The 20580-nt window shown below is 65.4% G+C and carries 22 protein-coding genes; 13 read left to right on the plus strand and 9 right to left on the minus strand.

Annotation, left to right across the window (positions count from 1 at the left end):
* Positions 1 to 262 precede the first annotated feature (262 nt).
* The 3 genes from ACNKW1_RS10985 (at position 263) to ACNKW1_RS10995 (ending at position 1947) form a co-directional block, all read left to right on the plus strand.
* Positions 263 to 625, plus strand: a complete 363-nt coding sequence (locus ACNKW1_RS10985; protein ID WP_418364632.1) for a NifB/NifX family molybdenum-iron cluster-binding protein — start codon at positions 263 to 265, stop codon at positions 623 to 625.
* A 208-nt stretch (positions 626 to 833) separates the two neighbouring features.
* Positions 834 to 1226, plus strand: a complete 393-nt coding sequence (locus tag ACNKW1_RS10990) for a DUF6858 family protein (protein WP_418364633.1) — start codon at positions 834 to 836, stop codon at positions 1224 to 1226.
* 40 nt (positions 1227 to 1266) lie between these two features.
* The gene (locus tag ACNKW1_RS10995; protein WP_418364634.1) at positions 1267 to 1947 is read left to right on the plus strand and encodes an MBL fold metallo-hydrolase; all 681 of its coding nucleotides are present in this window, start codon (positions 1267 to 1269) and stop codon (positions 1945 to 1947) included.
* 39 nt (positions 1948 to 1986) lie between these two features.
* Here ACNKW1_RS10995 and ACNKW1_RS11000 read toward each other — a convergent pair whose 3' ends face one another.
* Together ACNKW1_RS11000 and ACNKW1_RS11005 are read right to left on the minus strand one after the other, a co-directional pair.
* The gene (locus tag ACNKW1_RS11000) at positions 1987 to 2445 is read right to left on the minus strand and encodes a hypothetical protein (protein WP_418364635.1); all 459 of its coding nucleotides are present in this window, start codon (positions 2443 to 2445) and stop codon (positions 1987 to 1989) included.
* A gap of 71 nt (positions 2446 to 2516) precedes the next feature.
* Positions 2517 to 5126, minus strand: a complete 2610-nt coding sequence (locus tag ACNKW1_RS11005; protein WP_418364636.1) for a PEP/pyruvate-binding domain-containing protein — start codon at positions 5124 to 5126, stop codon at positions 2517 to 2519.
* A gap of 161 nt (positions 5127 to 5287) precedes the next feature.
* Between ACNKW1_RS11005 and ACNKW1_RS11010 the strand changes: the two genes are divergently transcribed.
* On the plus strand, positions 5288 to 5758 hold the full coding sequence (locus ACNKW1_RS11010; protein WP_418364637.1) for a c-type cytochrome: 471 nt from the start codon (positions 5288 to 5290) through the stop codon (positions 5756 to 5758).
* A gap of 115 nt (positions 5759 to 5873) precedes the next feature.
* Here the strand turns inward: ACNKW1_RS11010 and ACNKW1_RS11015 are convergent, their stop codons facing one another.
* Complete coding sequence (locus ACNKW1_RS11015) at positions 5874 to 6872, minus strand: TIGR01212 family radical SAM protein (RefSeq protein WP_418364840.1); 999 nt, start codon at positions 6870 to 6872, stop codon at positions 5874 to 5876.
* 290 nt (positions 6873 to 7162) lie between these two features.
* On the opposite strand from ACNKW1_RS11015, the gene ACNKW1_RS11020 reads away from it, so the two are divergent.
* Positions 7163 to 7666, plus strand: a complete 504-nt coding sequence (locus ACNKW1_RS11020) for a hypothetical protein (protein ID WP_418364638.1) — start codon at positions 7163 to 7165, stop codon at positions 7664 to 7666.
* Positions 7667 to 7761: 95 nt separating this feature from the next.
* Here ACNKW1_RS11020 and petA read toward each other — a convergent pair whose 3' ends face one another.
* Together petA and ACNKW1_RS11030 are read right to left on the minus strand one after the other, a co-directional pair.
* Complete coding sequence (gene petA, locus ACNKW1_RS11025; protein WP_418364639.1) at positions 7762 to 8364, minus strand: ubiquinol-cytochrome c reductase iron-sulfur subunit; 603 nt, start codon at positions 8362 to 8364, stop codon at positions 7762 to 7764.
* A 411-nt stretch (positions 8365 to 8775) separates the two neighbouring features.
* Positions 8776 to 10134 (minus strand): sigma-54 interaction domain-containing protein, encoded by a 1359-nt coding sequence (locus ACNKW1_RS11030; RefSeq protein ID WP_418364640.1) that lies wholly within the window; start codon positions 10132 to 10134, stop codon positions 8776 to 8778.
* A gap of 171 nt (positions 10135 to 10305) precedes the next feature.
* Between ACNKW1_RS11030 and cydP the strand changes: the two genes are divergently transcribed.
* The 7 genes from cydP to ACNKW1_RS11065 all read left to right on the plus strand — a co-directional run bounded on the left by cydP (position 10306) and on the right by ACNKW1_RS11065 (position 15532).
* A complete protein-coding gene (gene cydP, locus ACNKW1_RS11035; RefSeq protein WP_418364641.1) occupies positions 10306 to 10503 on the plus strand; it encodes a cytochrome oxidase putative small subunit CydP in 198 nt (65 codons plus the stop codon).
* Positions 10493 to 12055: a cytochrome ubiquinol oxidase subunit I gene (locus tag ACNKW1_RS11040; protein WP_418364642.1), complete on the plus strand. Its 1563-nt coding sequence runs from the start codon at positions 10493 to 10495 to the stop codon at positions 12053 to 12055. The genes cydP and ACNKW1_RS11040 overlap by 11 nt, the downstream gene beginning before the upstream one ends.
* 15 nt (positions 12056 to 12070) lie before the next feature.
* On the plus strand, positions 12071 to 13213 hold the full coding sequence (gene cydB, locus ACNKW1_RS11045) for a cytochrome d ubiquinol oxidase subunit II (RefSeq protein ID WP_418364643.1): 1143 nt from the start codon (positions 12071 to 12073) through the stop codon (positions 13211 to 13213).
* A gap of 27 nt (positions 13214 to 13240) precedes the next feature.
* Positions 13241 to 13372 carry a cytochrome bd-I oxidase subunit CydX gene (gene cydX, locus ACNKW1_RS11050; RefSeq protein WP_418364644.1) on the plus strand — a complete coding sequence of 44 codons (132 nt, stop codon included), beginning with the start codon at positions 13241 to 13243 and terminating at the stop codon, positions 13370 to 13372.
* A gap of 11 nt (positions 13373 to 13383) precedes the next feature.
* Positions 13384 to 13710, plus strand: a complete 327-nt coding sequence (locus tag ACNKW1_RS11055; protein WP_418364645.1) for a cyd operon YbgE family protein — start codon at positions 13384 to 13386, stop codon at positions 13708 to 13710.
* Between the two features lie 118 nt (positions 13711 to 13828).
* A complete protein-coding gene (locus tag ACNKW1_RS11060) occupies positions 13829 to 15181 on the plus strand; it encodes an NAD(P)/FAD-dependent oxidoreductase (protein ID WP_418364646.1) in 1353 nt (450 codons plus the stop codon).
* A 12-nt stretch (positions 15182 to 15193) separates the two neighbouring features.
* The gene (locus ACNKW1_RS11065) at positions 15194 to 15532 is read left to right on the plus strand and encodes a hypothetical protein (RefSeq protein ID WP_418364647.1); all 339 of its coding nucleotides are present in this window, start codon (positions 15194 to 15196) and stop codon (positions 15530 to 15532) included.
* 143 nt (positions 15533 to 15675) lie between these two features.
* Here ACNKW1_RS11065 and ACNKW1_RS11070 read toward each other — a convergent pair whose 3' ends face one another.
* Positions 15676 to 16200 carry a glycine cleavage system protein R gene (locus ACNKW1_RS11070; RefSeq protein WP_418364648.1) on the minus strand — a complete coding sequence of 175 codons (525 nt, stop codon included), beginning with the start codon at positions 16198 to 16200 and terminating at the stop codon, positions 15676 to 15678.
* Between the two features lie 297 nt (positions 16201 to 16497).
* Here ACNKW1_RS11070 and ACNKW1_RS11075 point away from each other — a divergent pair, with 297 nt between their 5' ends.
* A complete protein-coding gene (locus ACNKW1_RS11075) occupies positions 16498 to 16938 on the plus strand; it encodes a GatB/YqeY domain-containing protein (protein ID WP_418364649.1) in 441 nt (146 codons plus the stop codon).
* 51 nt (positions 16939 to 16989) lie between these two features.
* Here the strand turns inward: ACNKW1_RS11075 and uvrC are convergent, their stop codons facing one another.
* From uvrC to acpS, 3 genes are all read right to left on the minus strand, one after another.
* A complete protein-coding gene (gene uvrC / locus ACNKW1_RS11080; protein ID WP_418364650.1) occupies positions 16990 to 18807 on the minus strand; it encodes an excinuclease ABC subunit UvrC in 1818 nt (605 codons plus the stop codon).
* Between the two features lie 198 nt (positions 18808 to 19005).
* A complete protein-coding gene (nagZ, locus tag ACNKW1_RS11085; RefSeq protein ID WP_418364651.1) occupies positions 19006 to 20151 on the minus strand; it encodes a beta-N-acetylhexosaminidase in 1146 nt (381 codons plus the stop codon).
* A 19-nt stretch (positions 20152 to 20170) separates the two neighbouring features.
* The gene (gene acpS / locus ACNKW1_RS11090) at positions 20171 to 20548 is read right to left on the minus strand and encodes a holo-ACP synthase (protein WP_418364652.1); all 378 of its coding nucleotides are present in this window, start codon (positions 20546 to 20548) and stop codon (positions 20171 to 20173) included.
* Between the last annotated feature and the right edge of the window lie 32 nt (positions 20549 to 20580).

The raw sequence follows: 20580 nt of genomic DNA on the forward strand, positions 1-20580 counted from the left end.
GCATCCTGACCACGCCGTAAGCGCCCTGAGCACCCCCGATACCTTCCAGGTCAGAGCACCATGAGATATCGAAACAGTTTCTCAGTGGAGTCCTCCAGCCCGTCCGCTCTCCGCGAATCCAAGCAATTTGGATGCCACAAGTTGTGATGTATTCAGGCAGGGGGTCGGCGCTCAGGACGGATCACCCATTCGATCTGCCTTCTGGCATGGAACTTGATTCCGATGGCAGTTCCCGACACCCCCTGGAAACACTCACACCACCATGAAGATCGCAATCACCAGCCAGAACTTCCGCACTGTCACTTCCCACGCGGGTAAGGCGCGCCGTTTCCTGGTCTACGACCTGTCCGATCCGGCTGTACCACGCGAACTGGAACGGCTCGACCTACCGCGTGAGATGTCCTTCCACGAGTTCCGCGGGCTTGACCACCCCCTTTTCGAGATGGATGTAGTCATCACCGGCGGCGCCGGTGGTGGATTCGTTCGACGCCTCGCAACACGCGGCATCGAGGTAGTGGTCTGCGGCGAATCCGACCCCATGCAGGCAGTGCGCGACTATCTTTCCGGCATGGTCAAGCCGCCGTTGGCGCACGATCACGCCCACGAGCACACTCACACCCACTGAAAGCAGCGAACGCCATCACTGCCAGTTGTGCAGAATTAACTGCCACTCTGACAGCGATGGCAACTTCGAAATCGCACCCGACTCGAATCAAATGCACGCCGCAGCAGCATTCGCGCAGAATGCATTTGCCTTTGGGCCTGGCACGATTCCTGTATGCAGGAAGTCGACACGAGCGCATTGCGCCCCCCCCTACACCACGGAGCAACTCATGCAGAACAAGCTTCTCGCCGATAAGTACCCGATCCACGTGCTGGAGTTGGGCAAGAACGAGACCGAGCACGCCCATCTCGATGAGCTTCTGAAAGCGATCGAGGCCAAGGCCGAGGCCGACCCGACCGTGCGCCTGATCGCCGTCTTCGACCACCTGAGCCACACGAAGCTGATCGGCGGCGAAATCCGCCCCGACATCCTCGCAGCGAAAAACCTGATCTTCTGCTTCGGGGTCAAACTTCCCGACCCGGTGATGATGGCCGTGCGCCCACGCTCGATCGGCTTTGCCGAGTTGCCCGACCGCTACGTGATCAGTTTCCTTGAAGCGCCGATGCCGGAAGCCAACCGCAAGATGACCGAATGGGTCATGAGCCTGCGCAAGAGCGCCTGACCGATTCCGGCCGGCAAGCGCCGGCCCAAGCGATCCGCCCATGTACTTCCACCCCCTCCACAGCCCGGATTCGAGCCTGATCGGATACCTGCTCGCCGACCTCGACGAGCAGGAGGCCGTCATCATCGATCCACCGCCGCGCCATACCGAGTTGATCCTCGCGCTGTTGACCGAACGCAGCCTGCGGCTCTGTCATGTGCTGCGAACGCATGTGCATCAGGTCGACGTTGCCGACTGCAGCCCTTTGTGCGATCGCACCAGCGCACAGCTGGTGGTCGGCGAAGCGGCTTCGATGCCAATCGGGTGCGGACAGGCCGTCCATCGCGCCGCGCACGGCAGCCGCCTCGTGTTCGGCAACGAAGTCATCCGTGTCCTGAGCACACCTGGACACACACCCGGGTGCCTGAGCTACCTGTGGCGTGACCGGCTGTTCTGCGGGGACGCGTTCGACGTCGGCAGTTGCGGCGCGGGCGACGGCGAGGCCGATCCGGGGATGATGTTCGACACGCTGACCCGCCGCCTCTTCACCCTGCCCGAGCAGACCCTGGTATTCCCGGCCCATCCGATCCGGGGACGCCAGGTGGCCACGCTCGGCGAACTGCGCACCCGCTACGCCGCGCGCCTGCAGCAGAGCCGGGACGGTTTCATCACCGACATGATCCAGCGCCGCGAGCGCAACCCGGCAGGCAAGGCCAGCGCCCTCCCCCTGCCGCGACCATAGGCGACAAACGGACCGGGTGCTGGGCACGCAGCGCCTGGATCAAGGCTGCAGCGGCGCCCAGCCCGGATGGTCGTATTCACGACCGTAATAGTTCAGCGTTTCCACCACGCGCAGCAGGCCCAGACGTTTGCCCGCTGCGCGGGGTGCGCTGCGCATCAGGCCAGCGCCATCGGTGATGTCGCCCAGCATCCACTGCAAGTGTCGTCCGGCCGGACTGTGAAAATCCCGCCCGGCAGCAATCGCGGCCACCTGGTGGTCGATCCCCGCGGCCAACGTCACATGCTCATCCTCGTTCAGCTTCTCCGCACCACCATCGGCCAGCCTTGCTGCAACGAGAGCACGCAGATCCTCCATCGCGGCGCGCAAGGACTCATCGGTCGCACGAGGCAGCGCATCCGCGCCGGATGCGAGCCGGGGTGCTGCGTCCGCGGCCGCAGACAGGGGAAACACCACCGCGCAACTGGCGATGAGCGACGCGAGGACGAGGGATTTGCGCATGAGAGGCTCCACGAAGGCCGATGAATGCCGGGAATGCTACCCGTCTGCAACACAATCCGGTTTGAAGTGAATCAAGTCCGCGGGGCCTGCAAGCACAGACTGAGACGCTGCCCGGGTGCATCGGCATGGAGGGTCAGCCCGTCCTCCGCCTGCGGATCGATGACGTGCACGACCACCTCCCACTGCCCGTCGCCGGGCAACAGGACACCAAGCCGGTTCGGCTGCCGAAGGATCCAGCCCTCATCCAGTCCGTTGCCCGCCATCTTCGGGAACAAGGCGAAGTAGAGCAGATCGGCCTCGATCAGTTCGTTGAGAAAGTGCGTGCCCAACGACACATCCGGCACCAGGTTCTCGTGCATGGCGACGATCTCGCACAAAGCCGCAACGTGGTTGATCTCCGAGAAGCGCACCGGGATGCCGAGGAAGGGATCGCTGGACCCCCAGCGTCCAGGCCCCAGCACCAGCAGGCAGGCCGCATCTGCAAGGCCATTGATCCGCCCGATCAGGCGCGCAATCTCGATGCGTTGTGCGGAAGTCAGCGCCGCATACGCGCCCGGCCGTACATACACCAGCCGGTCCGGCCGGATCACTCGACTCGGACCGATCACGGCACCACGGGCTTCGACCACCCGCGGCAGTTCCACCGGCGGCGCCTCCGCACTCACGCCCTCCACGCTACGCACCTGCATCGGCCGGCATTGCAGCAGGTTGATGCGGTAGTCACCCTGCGGGTTGAAGTTGAGGGCAAACTCGATCTCGACCGGGTGCGCATAGGCTGCGTGCAAGGCAGCGAGCACGCCATGCAGGTCGGCAACGAAGTCAGTCTGCGCGATCAGGCCGTCGAAAGTCAGGAAAGGCGGGCGATCCTCCTGCTCGCGGGTGGTGAACAGAGCGTGCGGGAAATCCTCTTGTCCTCGAACAAGCTCAGCAAAGGGACCGGTGACGACCCTGTTCTCACGCAGGTCCAGCGAATCCATGCGCCGCTGCGCGTGACGCGCAATGGCACCGAAGCTCGTCTCGGGCCGCAGTTCGGGGGCTCCGAGCGCGATCAATCGCGTGTAGTCGTCATCCGCACGATCCACCGCGCGCGTACCGAGGCCGGCGACCAGGCGAACCACGCCGGCCTTCATGTCGATACGCGGGTTCCACGGGTATGGATTCACCGACAGCCCGACCCCCGCGGCATGGGGATGGAAATAGCGCCCACCCGCGGTGCCGGACACGCGCATGATCAGCAGCGCCATCTGCTCATGCTCGTCGAGCAAGCCGCGGCGCTGGCGATAACGCAGCGCCTCCTCGGACAGCGTGCTCGCATACACGCGCCGCACCGCATCGAGCAGGTCGGACAGGCGCTTCTCTCGCGGACCCTGGTTTACGCAGAAAACGCTCTCGTACTGACCAGCGAAGGCGTTGCCATAGCGGTCCTCAAGCCTGGAGCTTGAACGCACGATAAAGGGCCACTCGCCAAAATAGTCCAGCATGGCCTCGAACTGGCGCACCGTCGCCGCAGGGAAACTGCCACGCAGGATGCGCGCATGGGCGCCCTCGTCACCTTCCAGCCCGCGGAGAAAGCCATCGGGTTCACGCTGGCGGCGGCGCACCCACCACAGGCCATTGAGGACGAAGAAGGTGTCGAACACCTCGGTACCGACGTAGAAGGAGTCGTGCGCCTCCAGCCGGCAATCCACCGCGGGCGCATCACGACGCAGGATCGCGCGCGCGATCAGCATGCCCGCAGCCTTCCCGCCAATCGTGCCGATGCCGATCATGCGGCTGCGTACCTCGAGCAGGTCGCCAAGGTCCAGGTAGCGCGCGATCAGACGCTGCAGGCCCGGCTCCTCGGGGAACAACAAGGCCGCGAGACGGGCAAAGCACGCCTGCTCGGCCCTCGGGTCCGCTGACTGCGCTCCACGTTGGGCAAGGTGATCCCGCGCCTCGTCGAACAGGCGCTGCCAGTGACTGAGGATCCGCTCATCCTCCAGTCCGGGCCACCCGGAGCCGGCCAGGATCTCCGCCACCGTCCCGCTGTCGGCCACCGGCCGGAAGCGATCCATCCCCGGACGCCCCCCCTCCTCCCACGCATGAATGAGGTTCATGACCGCCGCCGAACGGTGCTGGACCTTGATCGGCTTGATATACAGCCGTCCGCGGCAGCGGAACACATCAAGCAGGTACTGTGTAGTGTCGGCGATGAGATCCATGCCCGCGCGGGCATGACGATGGCGGAGCACGCCGAAATAGGTCACCGTGTCCAGGTCAAACAGGCGCGGACAGGTCAGGCGGAAGAAATTTCCAAGCATGCGATCCGACTGCCAGGTATCCGCCAATTCGGACAGGCAATCGAAGATGTACAAGGTTTCGGGCCCCGCTGCCTCGATCACGGAATGCACCTGATCGACGAAGGCGTCGAAACCATCCTGCGCCCGCGGGTGCTGCACTTCCGCCCCATCCCCCGGCCCGAGCAACGCGGCATGGGACGCGAAGCGGAAATAGATCAGCCGGCGCTGCTGCCGCCTGGCCGCGGCAGCGTAGGGAAGCACCAGGGCTCGATAGTCCTCGAGCGACTGGATCTGCCACACGATGTTGTCACCGGGGGCGACCCCGCTGAGCACGGCATCGAGGCCGGGCAGGCCGGTGGTGGGCGCAAAGCCATGTGCGGGACGGAGGTTGGGGGTATCCATGGCGCAACCCTAGCGCGACGCAAGCACCTTGAACAGCGCAAACGTCCCGACAGCGTCAGCGCCCGGGGAACTTCTGGACAGCCCCCGGGCTCTGCAGGCATGCGCAAGCGGAACCTGTCTGCGCGCCATTCTGCTCCACTGCCCAACCTGATCCGACTTTCATGACCCTCACCACCCGTGTCCCCCGCTCCGCTCGCCTCGCCGCACTCACCCTGAGTATGCTCGCACTCGGCGCGTGCTCCACCGAAGTCGCCGACACCCACCCCGAGCAGCCGGTGAGCAAGCGACAGGAAGCCTTCAAGGGCATGCTCCGCAGCTTCGAACCGATGGGAACCATGCTCAAGGAGGGGCGCTACGACCCCGAGCGCTTCACCCGCCATGCTGGCGAGGTCGCTGCACTCAAGGAGGCGCCCTGGCCGCACTTCGGTCCCGACACGAATTACCCCCCGACCAAGGCCCTCGCGGCGGTATGGGATCGCCCCGAGGATTTCGCGCGCCTGCGCAGCAAGTTCATCGCTACGATCGACGCCCTCGTTGCCGCAGCCGCATCGCGTGAAGAAGCTCAGGTCCGCAGCGCCTTCGCCGCCGCACAGGACAGCTGCAAGGCCTGCCACCGCGACTTCCGCAAGTGAGCACCGCAAGCTCCTGCGCACCCTTCATGCGTTCCCTGCACACGCACCACACATGTAGCACTCTTCCGCCACCTCGCCCTGCGAGGACTGCAACTGCGCCCCTGGCTCTCGGTCGCTAGGCGCCACAGTCCTGCCAATGTCTGCCCTGCCAGCTGCCACGGCGCGCCAGTTCGGCACTCAGGCGCGGCGCCAGTTCGGACAGGCGCATGTTCCAGTGCGGCGCCAGCTTGAGCGCCGGCGGGACCTCGCTGCCCAGCCGCTGGAGCAGCATGCGGGGAGACAGGCGCTCGACGAAGTCGGCAAGGAGCACGATGTAGGCTTCTTCGTCGAACAGGGGCACGGAGCCCGGGTCACGCTGCCAGTCGCGTGCCATCTCGGTGCCGCGTACGAGTTGGAGCTGGTGCAGCTTGAGCGCCTTGACGGGCAGCGCGGAGAGACGGGTGGCTGCCTCGAGCATGCCTGCCCGTGTCTCCCCGGGCAGGCCGAGGATGAGGTGTGCCGTCACCTCCAACCCGTGCACCGCCGCACGCTCCAGCGCGTCCACGCTGCAAGCGAAGTCGTGCCCTCGATTGACCCGGCGTAGAACCGCATCGTCGCAGGACTCAATGCCAATCTCGAGCTCGATGATGTGCTCGTGCGAGAGCTCGGCCAGGTAGGCCAGCACTTCGTCCGGCAGGCAGTCGGGACGGGTGCCGATGGCCAGCCCGTCGATGCGTGGATGTGCCAGCGCAGCCTCATAGCTCTCGCGCAGACGCGCGAAATCACCGTAGGTATTGGTATAGCTCTGAAAATACGCAATGAAGCGCCCGGTTCCCGGATAACGCCGGTCGAGGAAACGCAGCCCGGTGTCAATCTGCTCCGCGATGCCGTCACGCCGGTCGAGGTACCCAGGCGTAAAACCGGCGTTGTTGCAGAAGGTGCAGCCGCCGCGCCCGAGCGAACCGTCACGGTTCGGGCAGGTGAAGCCCGCCGCCACGGAAACTTTCTGCACCCGACCTCCGTAGCGGCGTTTGACGTAGTCGTTCCACGCGTTGTAACGGCGCTCGCCAAAGGGTGGGCCCGGATACGGCTGCCCACCCATTCCCCCCGGCAATCGCCGGCTGGGTCCGGGCATAGGGGGGGCGAGGGTCGTGGGCACGGTCGTCGGCACCGCCGCGGGGAAAGGCAGGGAGTTTGGGGTCATCTTATGCGTGGCTCCAACGCGTGTCGGGTCTGCACATGCGGTCGCGAAGTTTGCCTTCATCAGCGTGACGGCCCCTTGACGATGCGCAAGGGGCAAGGCTTTCCGCCCTGTCGTTCATGCTGCGTGGACGTTTTTGACGCCGGTCAATTCAACAGCAATCTCTGATACTCTAAAATACGAGTCATTCCTATTTGCATCGGCAAGCCCGACTGGAGCTCAAAATGGACCATCAAGTCGTCGTCCTCTTCCACCTCATCTGCGCAATCCTGTTCGTCGGCGCGGTGGCCATGGAAGTCCTGATCCTCGAGCCGGTACGCAAGATCATCGGCGAAGACGTTTTCCAGCGCGTGGAGTTCTATCTCTTCCGCCAGATCCGTCGCACCTACCCGCTCGCAGTGATCCCGCTCTACATCACCGGCTTCTACATGTACTTCACCTATGTAGAGAACTTCGGCGGCTTCAGTGCCTTCATCGACACTCGCTTCGGCATGCTGCTGACCATCAAGATGAGTCTCGCGCTTGGCTTGCTCACCATCTTCGCGAGTTCGCCCTTCGTCTTCATGCGCAGCCGCCCCCGCAGCACGGTCGGCCACTTCAAGCATTTCCTGATCGTCACCGGCGGCCCCGAGGATTTCCGCATCGACCGCTTCGAGGCAGTGCACTACCTCGCCATGGGACTGGGCATCTGCATCGTGATCCTCGCCAAGCTGATGTTCATGGCCTGACCGGGATGCTGGCGCAAAAAAGCCGCCGCGTTCCGTACCCGGGCAGGGTCGGTACGCGGCGGCGCACTGGAGGGGGTTTGCTGGAACTGCGTCGCTCAGGCGACGCCCTGGTCGTCTTCGCCGATCAGAACCTGTGAGGCAGACAACCACTTGTGCGGAGGAATCTCGAGATTGGTGGGTGCCGGCTGGCTGAGATACACACGACCGGCCAGATCGAAGATGGAACCGTGGCACGGGCAGAAGAACCCGCCCGGCCAATCCGCAGGCATGCCTTCGGCCGAGCCTTCGGCGAACTTATCCGAAGGCGAGCAACCGAGATGCGTGCAGATGCCGATCACCACGAGGTATTCGGGGTGGATGGAACGGTGTCGGTTCGTCGCGTAGTCGGGCTGTTGGGGCACGTCGGAAGCAGGATCCGCCAGTTTGGGTTCGACGGGCTCAAGCGCTGCGAGCATCTCGGCCGTGCGGCGTACGATCCACACCGGCTTGCCGCGCCACTCGACGGTCATCATTTCACCGGGCGCAAGGCCCGCGACATCGGCTTCGACCGGAGCACCAGCCGCGCGGGCACGCTCGGAAGGGGTGAGACTGGCAACGAAGGGTACTGCGGTGGCAGCCGCGGCAAGTGCGCCTGCACCGGAGGTAGCAATCAACAGTTTACGACGCTGGGAAGCGAGGTCGGAACGTGTATCGGACATGGCGGGACGCTCTCCGGGGGAAACGTTCGTCGGACCGGCAGGGAATGCGCGGGGAAGAAAAAAGGCGAAGCGGGTCGGGGGATATCGTCGGGCCAGCGCTGCCGGGGGCAAGACCGTTGAGGGGGGGGACGATCATGCAGCGATCACGACTCGTCCCGCTTCGCACGACACTACATAAGCAACGACCGTGCCAGCTCTCAAAACACCCGAAAATAAAGCCAGTGTAGCGCGACAGAACAGGTGCCGAGCCGCCAAACTCCGCCAAACCGCCATTTCACCTGCCATTTCGGTCAGTTTGGCAGCACCCCCTACCCCCTCACTGCCTTTCCACCGCGCTCGCAGGCGACCAGCTCCGCGCGCGCAGGCTCCTGACCCCGGACTCCTGACGCCAGGTCCGTCTTCCCCCACGCCCTAGCCACCCCGGTCCTCAAGCAGGCCGAGCTCACGCAGACGGCGGTACAGCGTGCGCTCGCTGATGCCGAGCTTCTGCGCCAGCTCGCGCCGGCTGCCACGGTGGCCACGCACCGCACGCAACATCGCCTGGCGCTGGATCTCGTCGAGGTCGACCGATGCACCTTGCACGGTGGGAGAGGGAATCGCGGCCACGCCAAACATGTCGTCCTCATCAGGCACCGGGTCCAGCACTTCCTCCGGCAGATGCTCGGGACCGATGATGTCTCCATCGCACATCAGGCTGGCACGTTCGAGCACGTTGCGCAGTTCGCGCACGTTACCCGGAAAGGGGTAGTCGCACAGCACCCGCATGGCAGCGGGTGACAGCGACAACCTGCGCTTGGGTGCCACCCGTTCGAGCAGCGCCTCGATCAGCGGAGCGAGGTCACCCTCCCTTTCGCGCAAGGCCGGAACGCGAATCGGGAACGTGTTGATGCGGAAGTAGAGATCCTGGCGGAAGCTGCCCTCGGCAATCATGCGCTTGAGCGGGCGGTGCGTGGCCGAGACCAGGCGGATGTCGGCGCGCCGCAGCTCAGTCGAACCGACACGGCGGTAGGTGCCGGTCTCGAGCAGGCGCAGCAGCTTCACCTGCATGCCGAGTGGAATGTCGCCGACTTCATCCAGAAACAGGGTGCCGCCACTGGCCGCCTCGACCAGCCCGGGTTTGCGCGCGGTGGCACCGGTGAAGGCACCGCGCTCATGGCCGAACACCTCGCTTTCGAACAAGGTCTCGGGGAGCCCCGAGCAGTCCACCACAACGAAAGGCCCTTCGGCACGCCGGCTGGCCTCATGCACGGCCGCAGCGAGCAACTCCTTGCCCGTTCCCGATTCGCCCTGCAGCAGCACGCTCGCATCGGACGGCGCCACCCTGGAGATCAGCTCGAGCATGTGCTGGAAGGCTGGGGAGCGCCCGATCATGCCCTGATGCTCGGTCGCGCCGCGCGCCACCTGCATGGGCTCCATTTTTTCGATGAACCAGGCGATCTCTCCGCTGGCGTCGCGTATCGGCGAGAGCTCGATGTTGACGTATTCCTCCCCCCGCGGCGTGTGGTGCAGGTGCAGCACGCGCTCGCGCTGACCCGACTGCAGGCTGCGCGCAAGCGGACAGGACTCGCCCGCCCGGTCACACGGCACGCTGTAGTGGTGCGATACGTCGTAGCACGCCCGCCCGACCACGCTGCGCCCATCGCCGAGCGCGCTGCGATACGCCGCGTTGGCGGCAATGATGCGGTAGTCCCGGTCGCACAGGATGTGCGGCTCAGCAAGGGTTTCGAGAAAGGATACGAGTTCGGGCAAGGGACGTGAATCGGGTTGCATGGCTGCCACTCATGACGGTTTATACGCCACCAGTCTGCCACCGTGACAGAAAACACGTCAATGCCGACGTGTGTATCCCACCGGAAAGTCTTGATTTACATCAAATCCAGAACATGACCGGAACTGGCACGGCTCTTGATTAAGGGAGCGCACCGACAACCGGAGCCCCTCATGAACACCACCGATCGTCGCCTGGTGCGTGAAATCACCGTGGTCATCGTCATCAAGCTGATGCTCATCACCGCACTGTGGTGGGCCTTCATCCGTGACGCGAAGGTGCCGGTCGATCCCGGCGCCATGGCCGCCCAGGTTGCCACCCCTGCAAGCTCAAAACTACACACGACATCTGGAGAAACCCATGGTCAGTGAGCAACTCGTCGACCTGTCGCGGCTGCAGTTCGCCGCCACGGCGATGTACCACTTCCTGTTCGTGCCGCTCACCATCGGCATGGTGTGGATGCTGGTCATCATGGAAAGCGTTTACGTGATGACCGGCAAGACGATCTACAAGGACATGACCCGCTTCTGGGGCAAGCTGTTCGGCATCAACTTCGCGCTCGGCGTCACCACCGGCATCACGCTGGAGTTCCAGTTCGGCACCAACTGGGCCTACTACTCGCACTACGTGGGCGACATCTTCGGCGCGCCGCTGGCGATCGAGGGGCTGATGGCCTTCTTCCTCGAATCCACCTTCATCGGCCTGTTCTTCTTCGGCTGGGACCGCCTGTCGCGCCAGCAGCACCTGCTGGTGACGATCCTGATGGCGGTGGGCACCAACCTTTCGGCGCTGTGGATCCTGATCGCCAATGGCTGGATGCAGAACCCGGTGGGCTCGGAGTTCAGCTACGAGACGATGCGTATGGAACTCACCGATTTCTGGGCGGTGGTGTTCAACCCGGTGGCGCAGGGCAAGTTCGTGCATACGGTGTCGGCGGGCTACGTGACCGGGGCGATGTTCGTGCTGTCGATCTCGGCCTGGTACCTGCTGCGCGGGCGCGACGTGGAGTTCGCCAAGCGCTCGTTCCGCATCGCGGCGGCCTTCGGCTTCGCCTCGATCTGCTCGGTGATCGTGCTCGGCGACGAGTCCGGCTACGCGCTGGGCGAAGCGCAGCAGACCAAGCTCGCGGCGATGGAGGCGATGTGGGAGACCGAACCCGCGCCCGCCAGCTTCAACGTCATCGCCGTGCCCAACGAAGCCGAGATGAAGAACGACTTTGCGATCCACATTCCCTGGGTGATGGGCCTGATCGGCACGCGCTCGCTCGACAGGGAGCTGCCCGGCCTCAACCAGATCTACGCGCTGAACCGCGAGCGTGTGAAGGTGGGCGTGGAGGCGGTGAAGCTGCTCGAGGCGCTGCGCAAGAACCCTCAGGATGCGGCCCTGCGCGAGGCCTTCGACAAGGTCAAGGACGACCTCGGCTTCGGCCTGCTGCTCAAGAAATACGTCGCCTCCATGGACGACGTCACCCCCGAGCTGATCGACCGCGCCGCACGCGACACGCTGCCCAAGGTGACGCCGCTGTTCTGGACCTTCCGCATCATGGTGGCGTTGGGCTTCGCGATGCTGGCGCTATTCGGCCTGGCGCTGTGGTACTCGATCAAGGGTGATTTCGCCCAGCGGCCGTGGCTGCTGAAGTGGGCGCTGTGGTTCCTGCCCATGCCGTGGATCTCGTGCGAGATGGGCTGGTTCGTGGCCGAGTACGGCCGCCAGCCCTGGACCATCTACGGCGTGCTGCCCACCCATTTGTCGGTGTCGACGCTGACGGTCAACAGCCTTTACGGCTCGCTCGCCGGCTTCGTCGGCTTCTATACCCTGCTGCTGATCGTCGAGATGTACCTGATGGTGAAGTTCGCCCGCCAGGGCCCGGGCAGCCTGGGCACCGGCCGCTACATGAACGAAACCCACCACGCCCACGCCTGATCCGGAGCGGACATCATGATCTTCGACTACCCGACACTGAAACTCATCTGGTGGCTGCTGGTGGGCGTGTTGCTCGTCGGCTTCGCCATCATGGACGGCCACGACATGGGCGTGGGCACGCTGCTGCCCTTCGTCGGCAAGAACGACGAGGAGCGCCGCGTCGTCATCAACACCGTCGGCCCGCACTGGGACGGCAACCAGGTGTGGTTCATCACCGGCGGCGGCGCCATCTTCGCCGCCTGGCCGATCGTCTATGCGACCGCCTTCTCGGGCTTCTACTGGGCGATGCTGGCGGTGCTGTGGGCGCTGTTCTTCCGCCCGGTGGGCTTCGACTACCGCAGCAAGATCCACAACGCCACCTGGCGCAGCACCTGGGACTGGGGGCTCTTCATCGGCGGTGCGGTGCCGCCGCTGATCTTCGGCGTCGCCTTCGGCAACCTGCTGCAGGGCGTGCCCTTCCACTTCGACGACACTCTGGTGCCCTACTACACCGGCAGCTTCTGGGGTCTGCTCAATCCCTTCGCGCTGCTGGCCGGCGTGGTGAGCACGGCGATGATCACCTTCCACGGCGCGATCTACCTCGCGCACCGCACCGAGGGCGACATCCAGCGCCGCGCCACCACCGCTGCGCTGATCTTCGGCGTGCTGATGCTGGCCGGCTTCACCGCCGCCGGGCTTTGGATCGCCAGCGGCAACTTCGGTTACGCCATCACCTCGGCGGTGGACACCGCTGCGCTGCCCAATCCGCTCGCGAAGACGGTCGAGCTGCAGCCCGGCGCCTGGCTGGCCAACTACGACAAGGCGCCGCTGACGATGTTGGTGCCGGCACTGGCCTACGCGGGCGGGCTCGCTGCGCTGTTGCTGGTGTGGAAGGGCCGCACGCTGGCCGCCTTCATCGCTTCGTCGCTCGCCATCGTCGGCGTGATCGGCACCGCCGGCGTGTCGATGTTCCCCTTCGTGATGCCCTCCTCCACGGTGCCGGGCGCCAGCCTCACCGTGTGGGACGCGGTCTCGAGCCATCGCACGCTGAGCATCATGTTCTGGGCCACGATCATCTTCATGCCGATCATCGTCGCCTACACGAGTTGGGCCTACAGCGTGATGGCCGGCAAGGTCACCGCGGCCTATATCCGCGAAAACGAGCATTCCGCGTACTGAACGCGCATACCGAACAAGGAGAACGACATGTGGTATTTCGCCTGGGTACTCGGCATCGGTTTCGCGGTGCTGCTGGCCATCCTGAACGCCCTGTGGGGCGAGAACGAGGAAGCGCGCGAGCGCTCGCGTGGGCGCCGTCCCACCGGAGTCGAGGAATGAGGGCCGCCGTCATGAGCGCACCCGATCGCACCCCACCGGACGCAGCGGGTTCAACCGCTGCGTCCGCGTCCGCCCCCCCCCGTATCCGCCTTTTGCCGCTGCTGACAGCGATCGCGGTGATGCTCGGCATCACCGCCTGGCCGGGCGCGCTGTCTGGCCCGGACGGCGCAGCCGACCATTGGGCGGCAATGGCACTGTTCTGGGCAATGAGCGCGGGCTTTGTCAGTGGTGTCGGTTTTCGTGCGCATAACCGGATTGCGCGCTATCTGTTCTCACCATTGGCCTGCCTCACCGGCATCACGCTGGCGCTATGGCGGGTAGCGGAATTTGCGCTATAGGGTAAGAGGAAAATATTCCTTAACAAATGTTAAGTTTTTACTTATATAGTTATACCCACAAAAACAGGCGTGCCGGCTTCGGGTCCGGCACGCCGATTCACTCGCACCGGAGGAGTCAATGACAGTGAAAGACACGCAGACTGAAGCCGTTCAGGAAGTCGACGCCAATCGGCGTCGACTGCTTTTCGGCGCATCGGCCCTGCCCGTCGCGGCAGGGATCGGGCTGAGCGCCTCACCACGGAAGGCACAGGCTGCCCTGAAGACGAACGCCCGGATCGTGATCGCCGGCAGCGGCCTCGGTGGCCTCGCTGCGGCCAACCGGCTGGCGCGCGAACTCGATGGCGCGAAGATCACCATCGTCGACCGCAAGGAAATCCACAACTATCAGCCTGGCTACACCTTGGTCGCCACGGGCGTGTGGCCGGTCGAGAAGGTCAGTGACCGCAACGCCGACCTGATCCCCTCCGGCGTCGAGTGGGTGAAGGAGATGGTTGCCGAGTTCGACCCCGAAGCGAACGCAATCGTCACCGATGCAGGCCACCGAATCGAATACGACTACCTGATCGTCGCCACCGGCCTGCACATGGACTTCAACCTGATCGAAGGCATGGACGTGGCCGCGATCGGCACCAACGGTCTGGGTTGCGTATATCCCAGTCCCGAGGCGGCGCAGGCCACGTGGAACGCGATGGACAGCTTCCGCCAGAAAGGCGGCAAAGCCCTGATGACGCTGCCGTCCACCGCGCTCAAGTGCGCGGGGGCGCCCCTGAAAATGACCTTCATGCTGGTGGACCGGCTCAAGCAGGCCGGCACGCGTGACACGTCGGACGTCCAGTTCCATTCGGCCCTCGGCAACATCTTCAGCGTCCCACGGATCAACCAGGAGGTGCTGGAGCGCTGGGCAAAACTCGACATCCCGGTCCATTTCAACAGCAAGCTCGTGGCGGTCGACATTGGCGCCCGTCGCGCGACCTTCGCCAGCCCCGAAGGCGAGCGGAGCGAACTGGAGTACGACTTCCTCCACGTGGTGCCCCCGATGCGCGCACCGGACTCGGTGAAGAACAGTCCGCTCGCCTGGCAGGAAGGTGGCTTCGCTGCGGGCGGCTGGCTCGAAGTGGATAAGGACACCCTGCGCCACAAGCGTTTCCCCAACGTGTTCGGCATCGGGGACATCAACGGCACGCCCAAGGGCAAGACCGCCGCAACGGTCAAGAAGAGCACGCCGATGGTGGTGCAGAACCTGATCGACGTGATAGCGGGGCGCGAGCCGTCCCAGGTCTTCGACGGCTACACCTCCTGCCCGCTGCTGGTGCGTGAAGGCGCTGCACTGCTGATCGAGTTCGACTACGAGAACCGACTGACCCCATCGCTCCCGGCAATCGACCCGCTGCAGGACAGCTACTTCGCCTGGGTCATGAAATATCGCCTGCTCAAGCCCGCCTACATGGCAGTGGCCAAGGGCCGGGTATAAGGAGGAGACGACATGTACGAAATCTGGCTGACGCTCAACATCCTCTTCGAACTGGGGCTCCTTTACCTGCCCCAGGTGATCATCACCGCGGCGCTCTGGATCCTGCTGACGATCATGGCCGTGAAGCGCGGCAACGCAGGCTGGGCCAAGGCGCTCAAACCCGCCCTCGTGGTCTTCGTGGTCGTTACCGCAATCACCTTCTTCATCACCCCGGGCATGACCAAATCCTCATTCGCCAACATGGGTTACTGGGTCGACTGGGGCAACCTCTTCCTCTACGCAGCCGCCTTCGGCGGCGTGGGCGCCGCCCTCACCTGGCCGATCGCGGCCATGATGCGGCCTGCTCGCTGAGCTTGGAGTCCTGAGCCCCGTGGCGCATCTGCTGCGCAGCGGGGTTTCTTCATTCAGGCATTCCGCTTTCCAAGCTCTGGAGCAAGATCCAGAACGACGAGAAGAACGTGCTTTCCATTGACGTGCGCACCGTCATGGCGGGTTCAGCCCTTCGCTTCGAGCTTGAGGTCGACCATCAACTCGTTGGCCAGCGACTCAAGCGCCGCCTGCAGTTGCGCGGGTGACACGCTCCCCGGCACGCACACATCAAGCTCGGCGCGGAACATCGCCTCGCCGCTGAACGACGCGCTTTCGCAGGCGCTGTCCATGCGGTCGATGCTCGCGCCGTGCTGCGCCAGCACCGACGAGATGTCGCGCACGATGCCCGGGCGGTCGTGGGCGAGCAGTTCCATGTGAATCCGCTCGCCACCGACCGCGCCCGCGGTGGGGGTGCCGCGCTCGATGCTCAGGCTCAGTCCGGCCGAAGACAGCCCGCGCAGCGCCGCCTCAAGGCGGTCGGCGTTCGCCTCGGCGGTGTCGAGCCGCACGATGCCTGCGAACTTGCCGGCCAGGTGCGCCATGCTGCTGTCCAGCCAATTGGCACCGTTCGCGGCCGCACACTCGGCAAGCGTATTGACCAGCCCCGGGCGGTCCTCGCCCACGAGAGTGACGATCAAGGAAACGTTCATGTTCAGGGCTCCTCAGAATTCATGGTAGTCAGACATCGACGTGCGGCGGATCGCGCAACGGATTGTTCCTTGAATCGTACCCGCGCGGGCGCGCTCCATCTATCGCAACCGTGCGCCCCTGGCCCACGAGCAGCCCGAGCGCCCAGGATGCATCGCATCCCTGAGCCCAAGGGACAGCAGCAAGTGAGCGCAGCACTCGGCGCACATCATCGCTGCGCTAGAATCCCGACTTTTCCGGCACGCACGGGGGCGCCCGCACCCGGCGAGCCTCGCCACAGAACCCGACGGAGTCACCCCATGAGCCTGATCGCCCAACTGAAAAAGGATTCCCTGCTCGCCCGCAAGGCCGCCGACGGCGTACGCGCAACCCTGCTCAGCACGCTGATCGCCGAAGCCGAAATGGTCGGCAAGAATGCTGGCAACCGCGAAAGCAGCGACGACGAGGTGCAGCAGACGATCCGCAAGTTCCTGAAGAACAATCAGGAAGCGGTGGCCGTGATAAAGGACGCCGACCGCCTCGCGTTGCTGGGGCAGGAATCGACGATCCTGACGTCCTACCTGCCGCCGATGGCAAGCGAGGCCGAGGTGAAGGCCTTCATCGCCGAGACCGTCGCCGGCCTCGCCGAGCGCTCGCCCAAGCAGATGGGCACGGTGATGGGTGCGCTGAAGGCGAAGTATGGGAGCAGCTTCGACGCCAAACAGGCCAACGCCTGGGTGAAGGACGCGCTCACCTCCTGAACACACCATGCGGCCGCTCAGCGCCTCGGGCCGGCCTGCAGATGCCCCCGCTCAGCGCAGCGCGGCGTGGATCTGCTCCGCGAGCTTGCGGCTGACACCTTCGACCCGGCAAAGGTCTTCTACCGTCGCCTCGCGCACCCCGTCCAGCCCGCCGAAGGCGGCGAGCAGGTTGCGCCGGCGCGAGGGTCCCACGCCGGGAATGTCCTCCAGCTTCGAGCCCACCCGCGCCTTGCCGCGCTTGGCGCGGTGCCCGGTGATGGCGAAGCGGTGAGCCTCGTCGCGGATCTCCACGATCAGGTGCAGCGCAGCCGACTCGCCGCCCAGCACCAACCCCTCGCGACCGTCGGGGAAGATCAGCGTCTCAAGCCCCGCCTTGCGCCCCTCACCCTTGGCCACGCCCACCATCGCCACCGCCTCCAACCCGACCTCGGCGAGGATTGCGCGCGCCGCGCTGACCTGGCCCTTGCCGCCGTCGATCAGGATCAGATCGGGGCACACGCCCTCACCCGCTGCGACCTTGCCGTAGCGGCGCTCCAGCGCCTGGCGCATCGCCGCGAAGTCATCGCCCGGAGTGATGCCGGTGATGTTGTAGCGGCGGTATTCGGCGCGCTTCATCGCCCCCGCCTCGCACACCACGCACGAGGCCACCGTGGCCTCGCCCATGGTGTGGCTGATGTCGAAGCACTCGATACGCTGCGGCGCCTCATCCATGCCGAGCGCCTCGCGCAGGGCCTCTAGGCGCTGCTCGATGCGGCCGGTGTCGCGCGCACGCGCCTGGATGGCGAGGTGGGCATTCTTCTCGGCCATCTCCATCCACGCCCTTTCCGCCTCGAAGCGCGGCGACACCACGCCGGGCGGGCGCTCGGTGATCTCGGCGAGCGTCTCCTTCACGGCCTCCGGCGGCAGGTTCACCACGATGCGCGCCGGGATCGGGTGCTGGCTGTAGTGCTGCTCGACGAAAGCGAGCAGGCTGTCCATCGCCCCCGACACCGCCGCACCGCTGGGAAACTGCGGTCGGTCGCCGAGGTGGCGGCCGCCGCGCACCATGGCGATGTTCACGCAGGTCAGGCCGTCGGCCTCGATCGCGGCGAGCACATCGACGTCCTCGTCCTTGCGGCTGTCAACGAACTGCTTGTGCAGCACCGCCTGCAGCACGCGCACCTGGTCGCGGCAGGCGGCAGCCTCCTCGAAGGCAAGGCGTTCGGCAGCGGCCTGCATGCGGCTGGTCAGGTCGTCGATGACCTCGCTCGCCTGGCCGTCGAGGAAGCGGGTGGCGAGCTTCACATCTGCGGCATAGGCCTCGGGCTCGACGAGGCCTACGCAGGGCGCGGTGCAGCGCTTGATCTGGTGCAGCAGGCAGGGGCGCGAGCGGTTGGCGAAGACGGTGTTCTCGCAGGTGCGCAGCTGGAAGGTCTTCTGCAGCAGGTGGATGCTCTCGCGCACCGCCCAGGCGTTGGGAAAGGGGCCGAAGTAGCGCGCGCCCTTGGTGAAAGCGCCGCGGTGGTAGGCCAGGCGCGGGAACTCGTCGGCGGAGAGCTCGATGTAGGGGTAGGTCTTGTCGTCGCGGAAGAGGATGTTGTAGCGCGGCGCCAGACTCTTGATGAGGTTGTTCTCGAGGATCAGGGCCTCGGCCTCGGAGCGGGTGGCGGTGATGTCCACGCGCAGCACCTGCGCCACCATCATGGCGATGCGCGGGCTGGAGACGGTCTTCTGGAAGTAGCTGGAGACGCGGCGCTTGAGGTTCTTGGCCTTGCCGACGTAGAGCACCTTGTCGTCGGCGCCGATCATGCGATAGACGCCTGGCTCCTCGGTGAGGGTACGCAGGAAGGGCTTGGGGTCGAAGGCGTTGGAGGGCGTCGGATCGGTCATGAGTGGTGATGCAGAACAGGGCTTGAAACCATCTGTGCCTCGGAGCGGACACGGGGCATTCCTTCCATGGGCTGCGGAACTCGCTCGCTGCGCTCACTCAGACAGTCCTCGCCCATTCCAGGAACGCCCCGCATCCACTCCAACGCAATGCATGCTCGACGGTCCGCGGAAAACTTCCTGTCGATTATCGGTGCTCGATTATCCGTGCTTATGAAGGATCTCGGTACCTTGCTCGCCGATGGTGGCGGCGGTCATGGTCGGCGCGGTGTTGCTGTCGTCGGGGATGGCCGCGACGCGTTCGCGCGCCTGGACGTAGGCAGCGTGGAGTTCGAGCGCAAAGGGGTCGGCGAGCCAGGCGGGCTGCGGTGCGGCGGGCACGATCGCGGCAAGGCGGGCGAGATTGTCCGGGTCCGGGACGGGTGCCCAGCGGTCGAGCAGTTCGGCGGCCAGGTCCGGACGGTTACACACCAGCAGCATGTCGCAGCCGGCGGCGTATGCGGCTTTGGCACGACCGACGATGTCGCCGGCGATGCGGGCACCTTCCATGTTGAGGTCGTCGCTGAATATCACGCCCTTGAAGCCGAGCCGCTCGCGCAGCACGTCCTTGAGCCAGAAGGGCGAGAAGCCGGCCGGCTGGGGTTCCGGGCTGGGGTCGGCGTTGGGGTAGATCACGTGCGCGGGCATCACGCCGGCGAGCTGGCGGCCGAGGCGGTGGCGGTAGGGGGCGATGTCCTCGTTCCACACCGTATCGAAGTCGCGCGTGTCGACCGGCACAGCGTGGTGCGAGTCAGCCTCGACGAAGCCGTGGCCGGGGAAGTGCTTGCCGACGCAGCCCATGCCGGCATCGGCCATCCCCGCGCACAGTGCCTGCGCAAGCGCGGCAACAGCCTGCGGATCACGGTGGAAGGCACGGTTGCCGATGGCGCGACAGCAGCCGTAGTCGAGATCGAGCACCGGCGTGAAACTGAGGTCGACGCCATGCGCCAGGAGTTCCGCTGCAAGCACGAAGCCGGTGGCGCGGGCGGCATCGAGCGCGGCAAGGTGATCCTGCGTCCACAAGGCGCCGAGGCTGCGCATGGCAGGCAGGCGGGTGAAGCCGTCCGTGCGGAAGCGCTGCACCCTACCCCCTTCGTGGTCCACGGCGATGATCAGTGCCGGGTCACGCAACGCGCGGATCTCTGCGGTGAGCGCACGGAGTTGGTCGGAGCCGGTGTAGTTGCGCGCGAACAGGATGACGCCACCGACCAAGGGGTCGAGCAGGCGTTCGCGCTCCTCGTCGGTCAGCTCGGTGCCGGCGACGTCGATCATGACGGGGCCGCGGGAGCGGAGGATGGGTGAGCTCATGTGCGGGAGACTCCGGGGCTCAGGCTATTTCGATGAGCGCAAACGCGACGATGTGCTCGTCCTCGTCGCTGATGCTCAAGTGCGCACGCAGCCCGTTGTCGCGCATGTGCGCTGTGAGCCGCTCGTCGTAGCGGTATTCGGGCTTGCCGCGCGCGTCATGGCCGACGGCGACGGCGTGTAGCGTGGCCGGCACGGCGACGCCGGTGCCGAGCGCCTTGCCGAAGGCTTCCTTGGCGGCAAAGCGCTTGGCGAGGAAGCGGGCCGGGTCGCGGTGAGCGCGCCAGCCCTCGACCTCGCTCGCTGCCAGGATGCGCAACGCGAAGCGCTCGCCGTGGCGTTCAAGCGCCTCGCGCATGCGCCGCAACTGCACGAGATCCGTACCGATGCCGTGGATCATGGTGCGCCCTGCCCTTTGTCTTGTCGGCCGCT

This window comes from Thauera sp. WH-2 (assembly GCF_048321015.1).
GTDB lineage: Bacteria > Pseudomonadota > Gammaproteobacteria > Burkholderiales > Rhodocyclaceae > Thauera.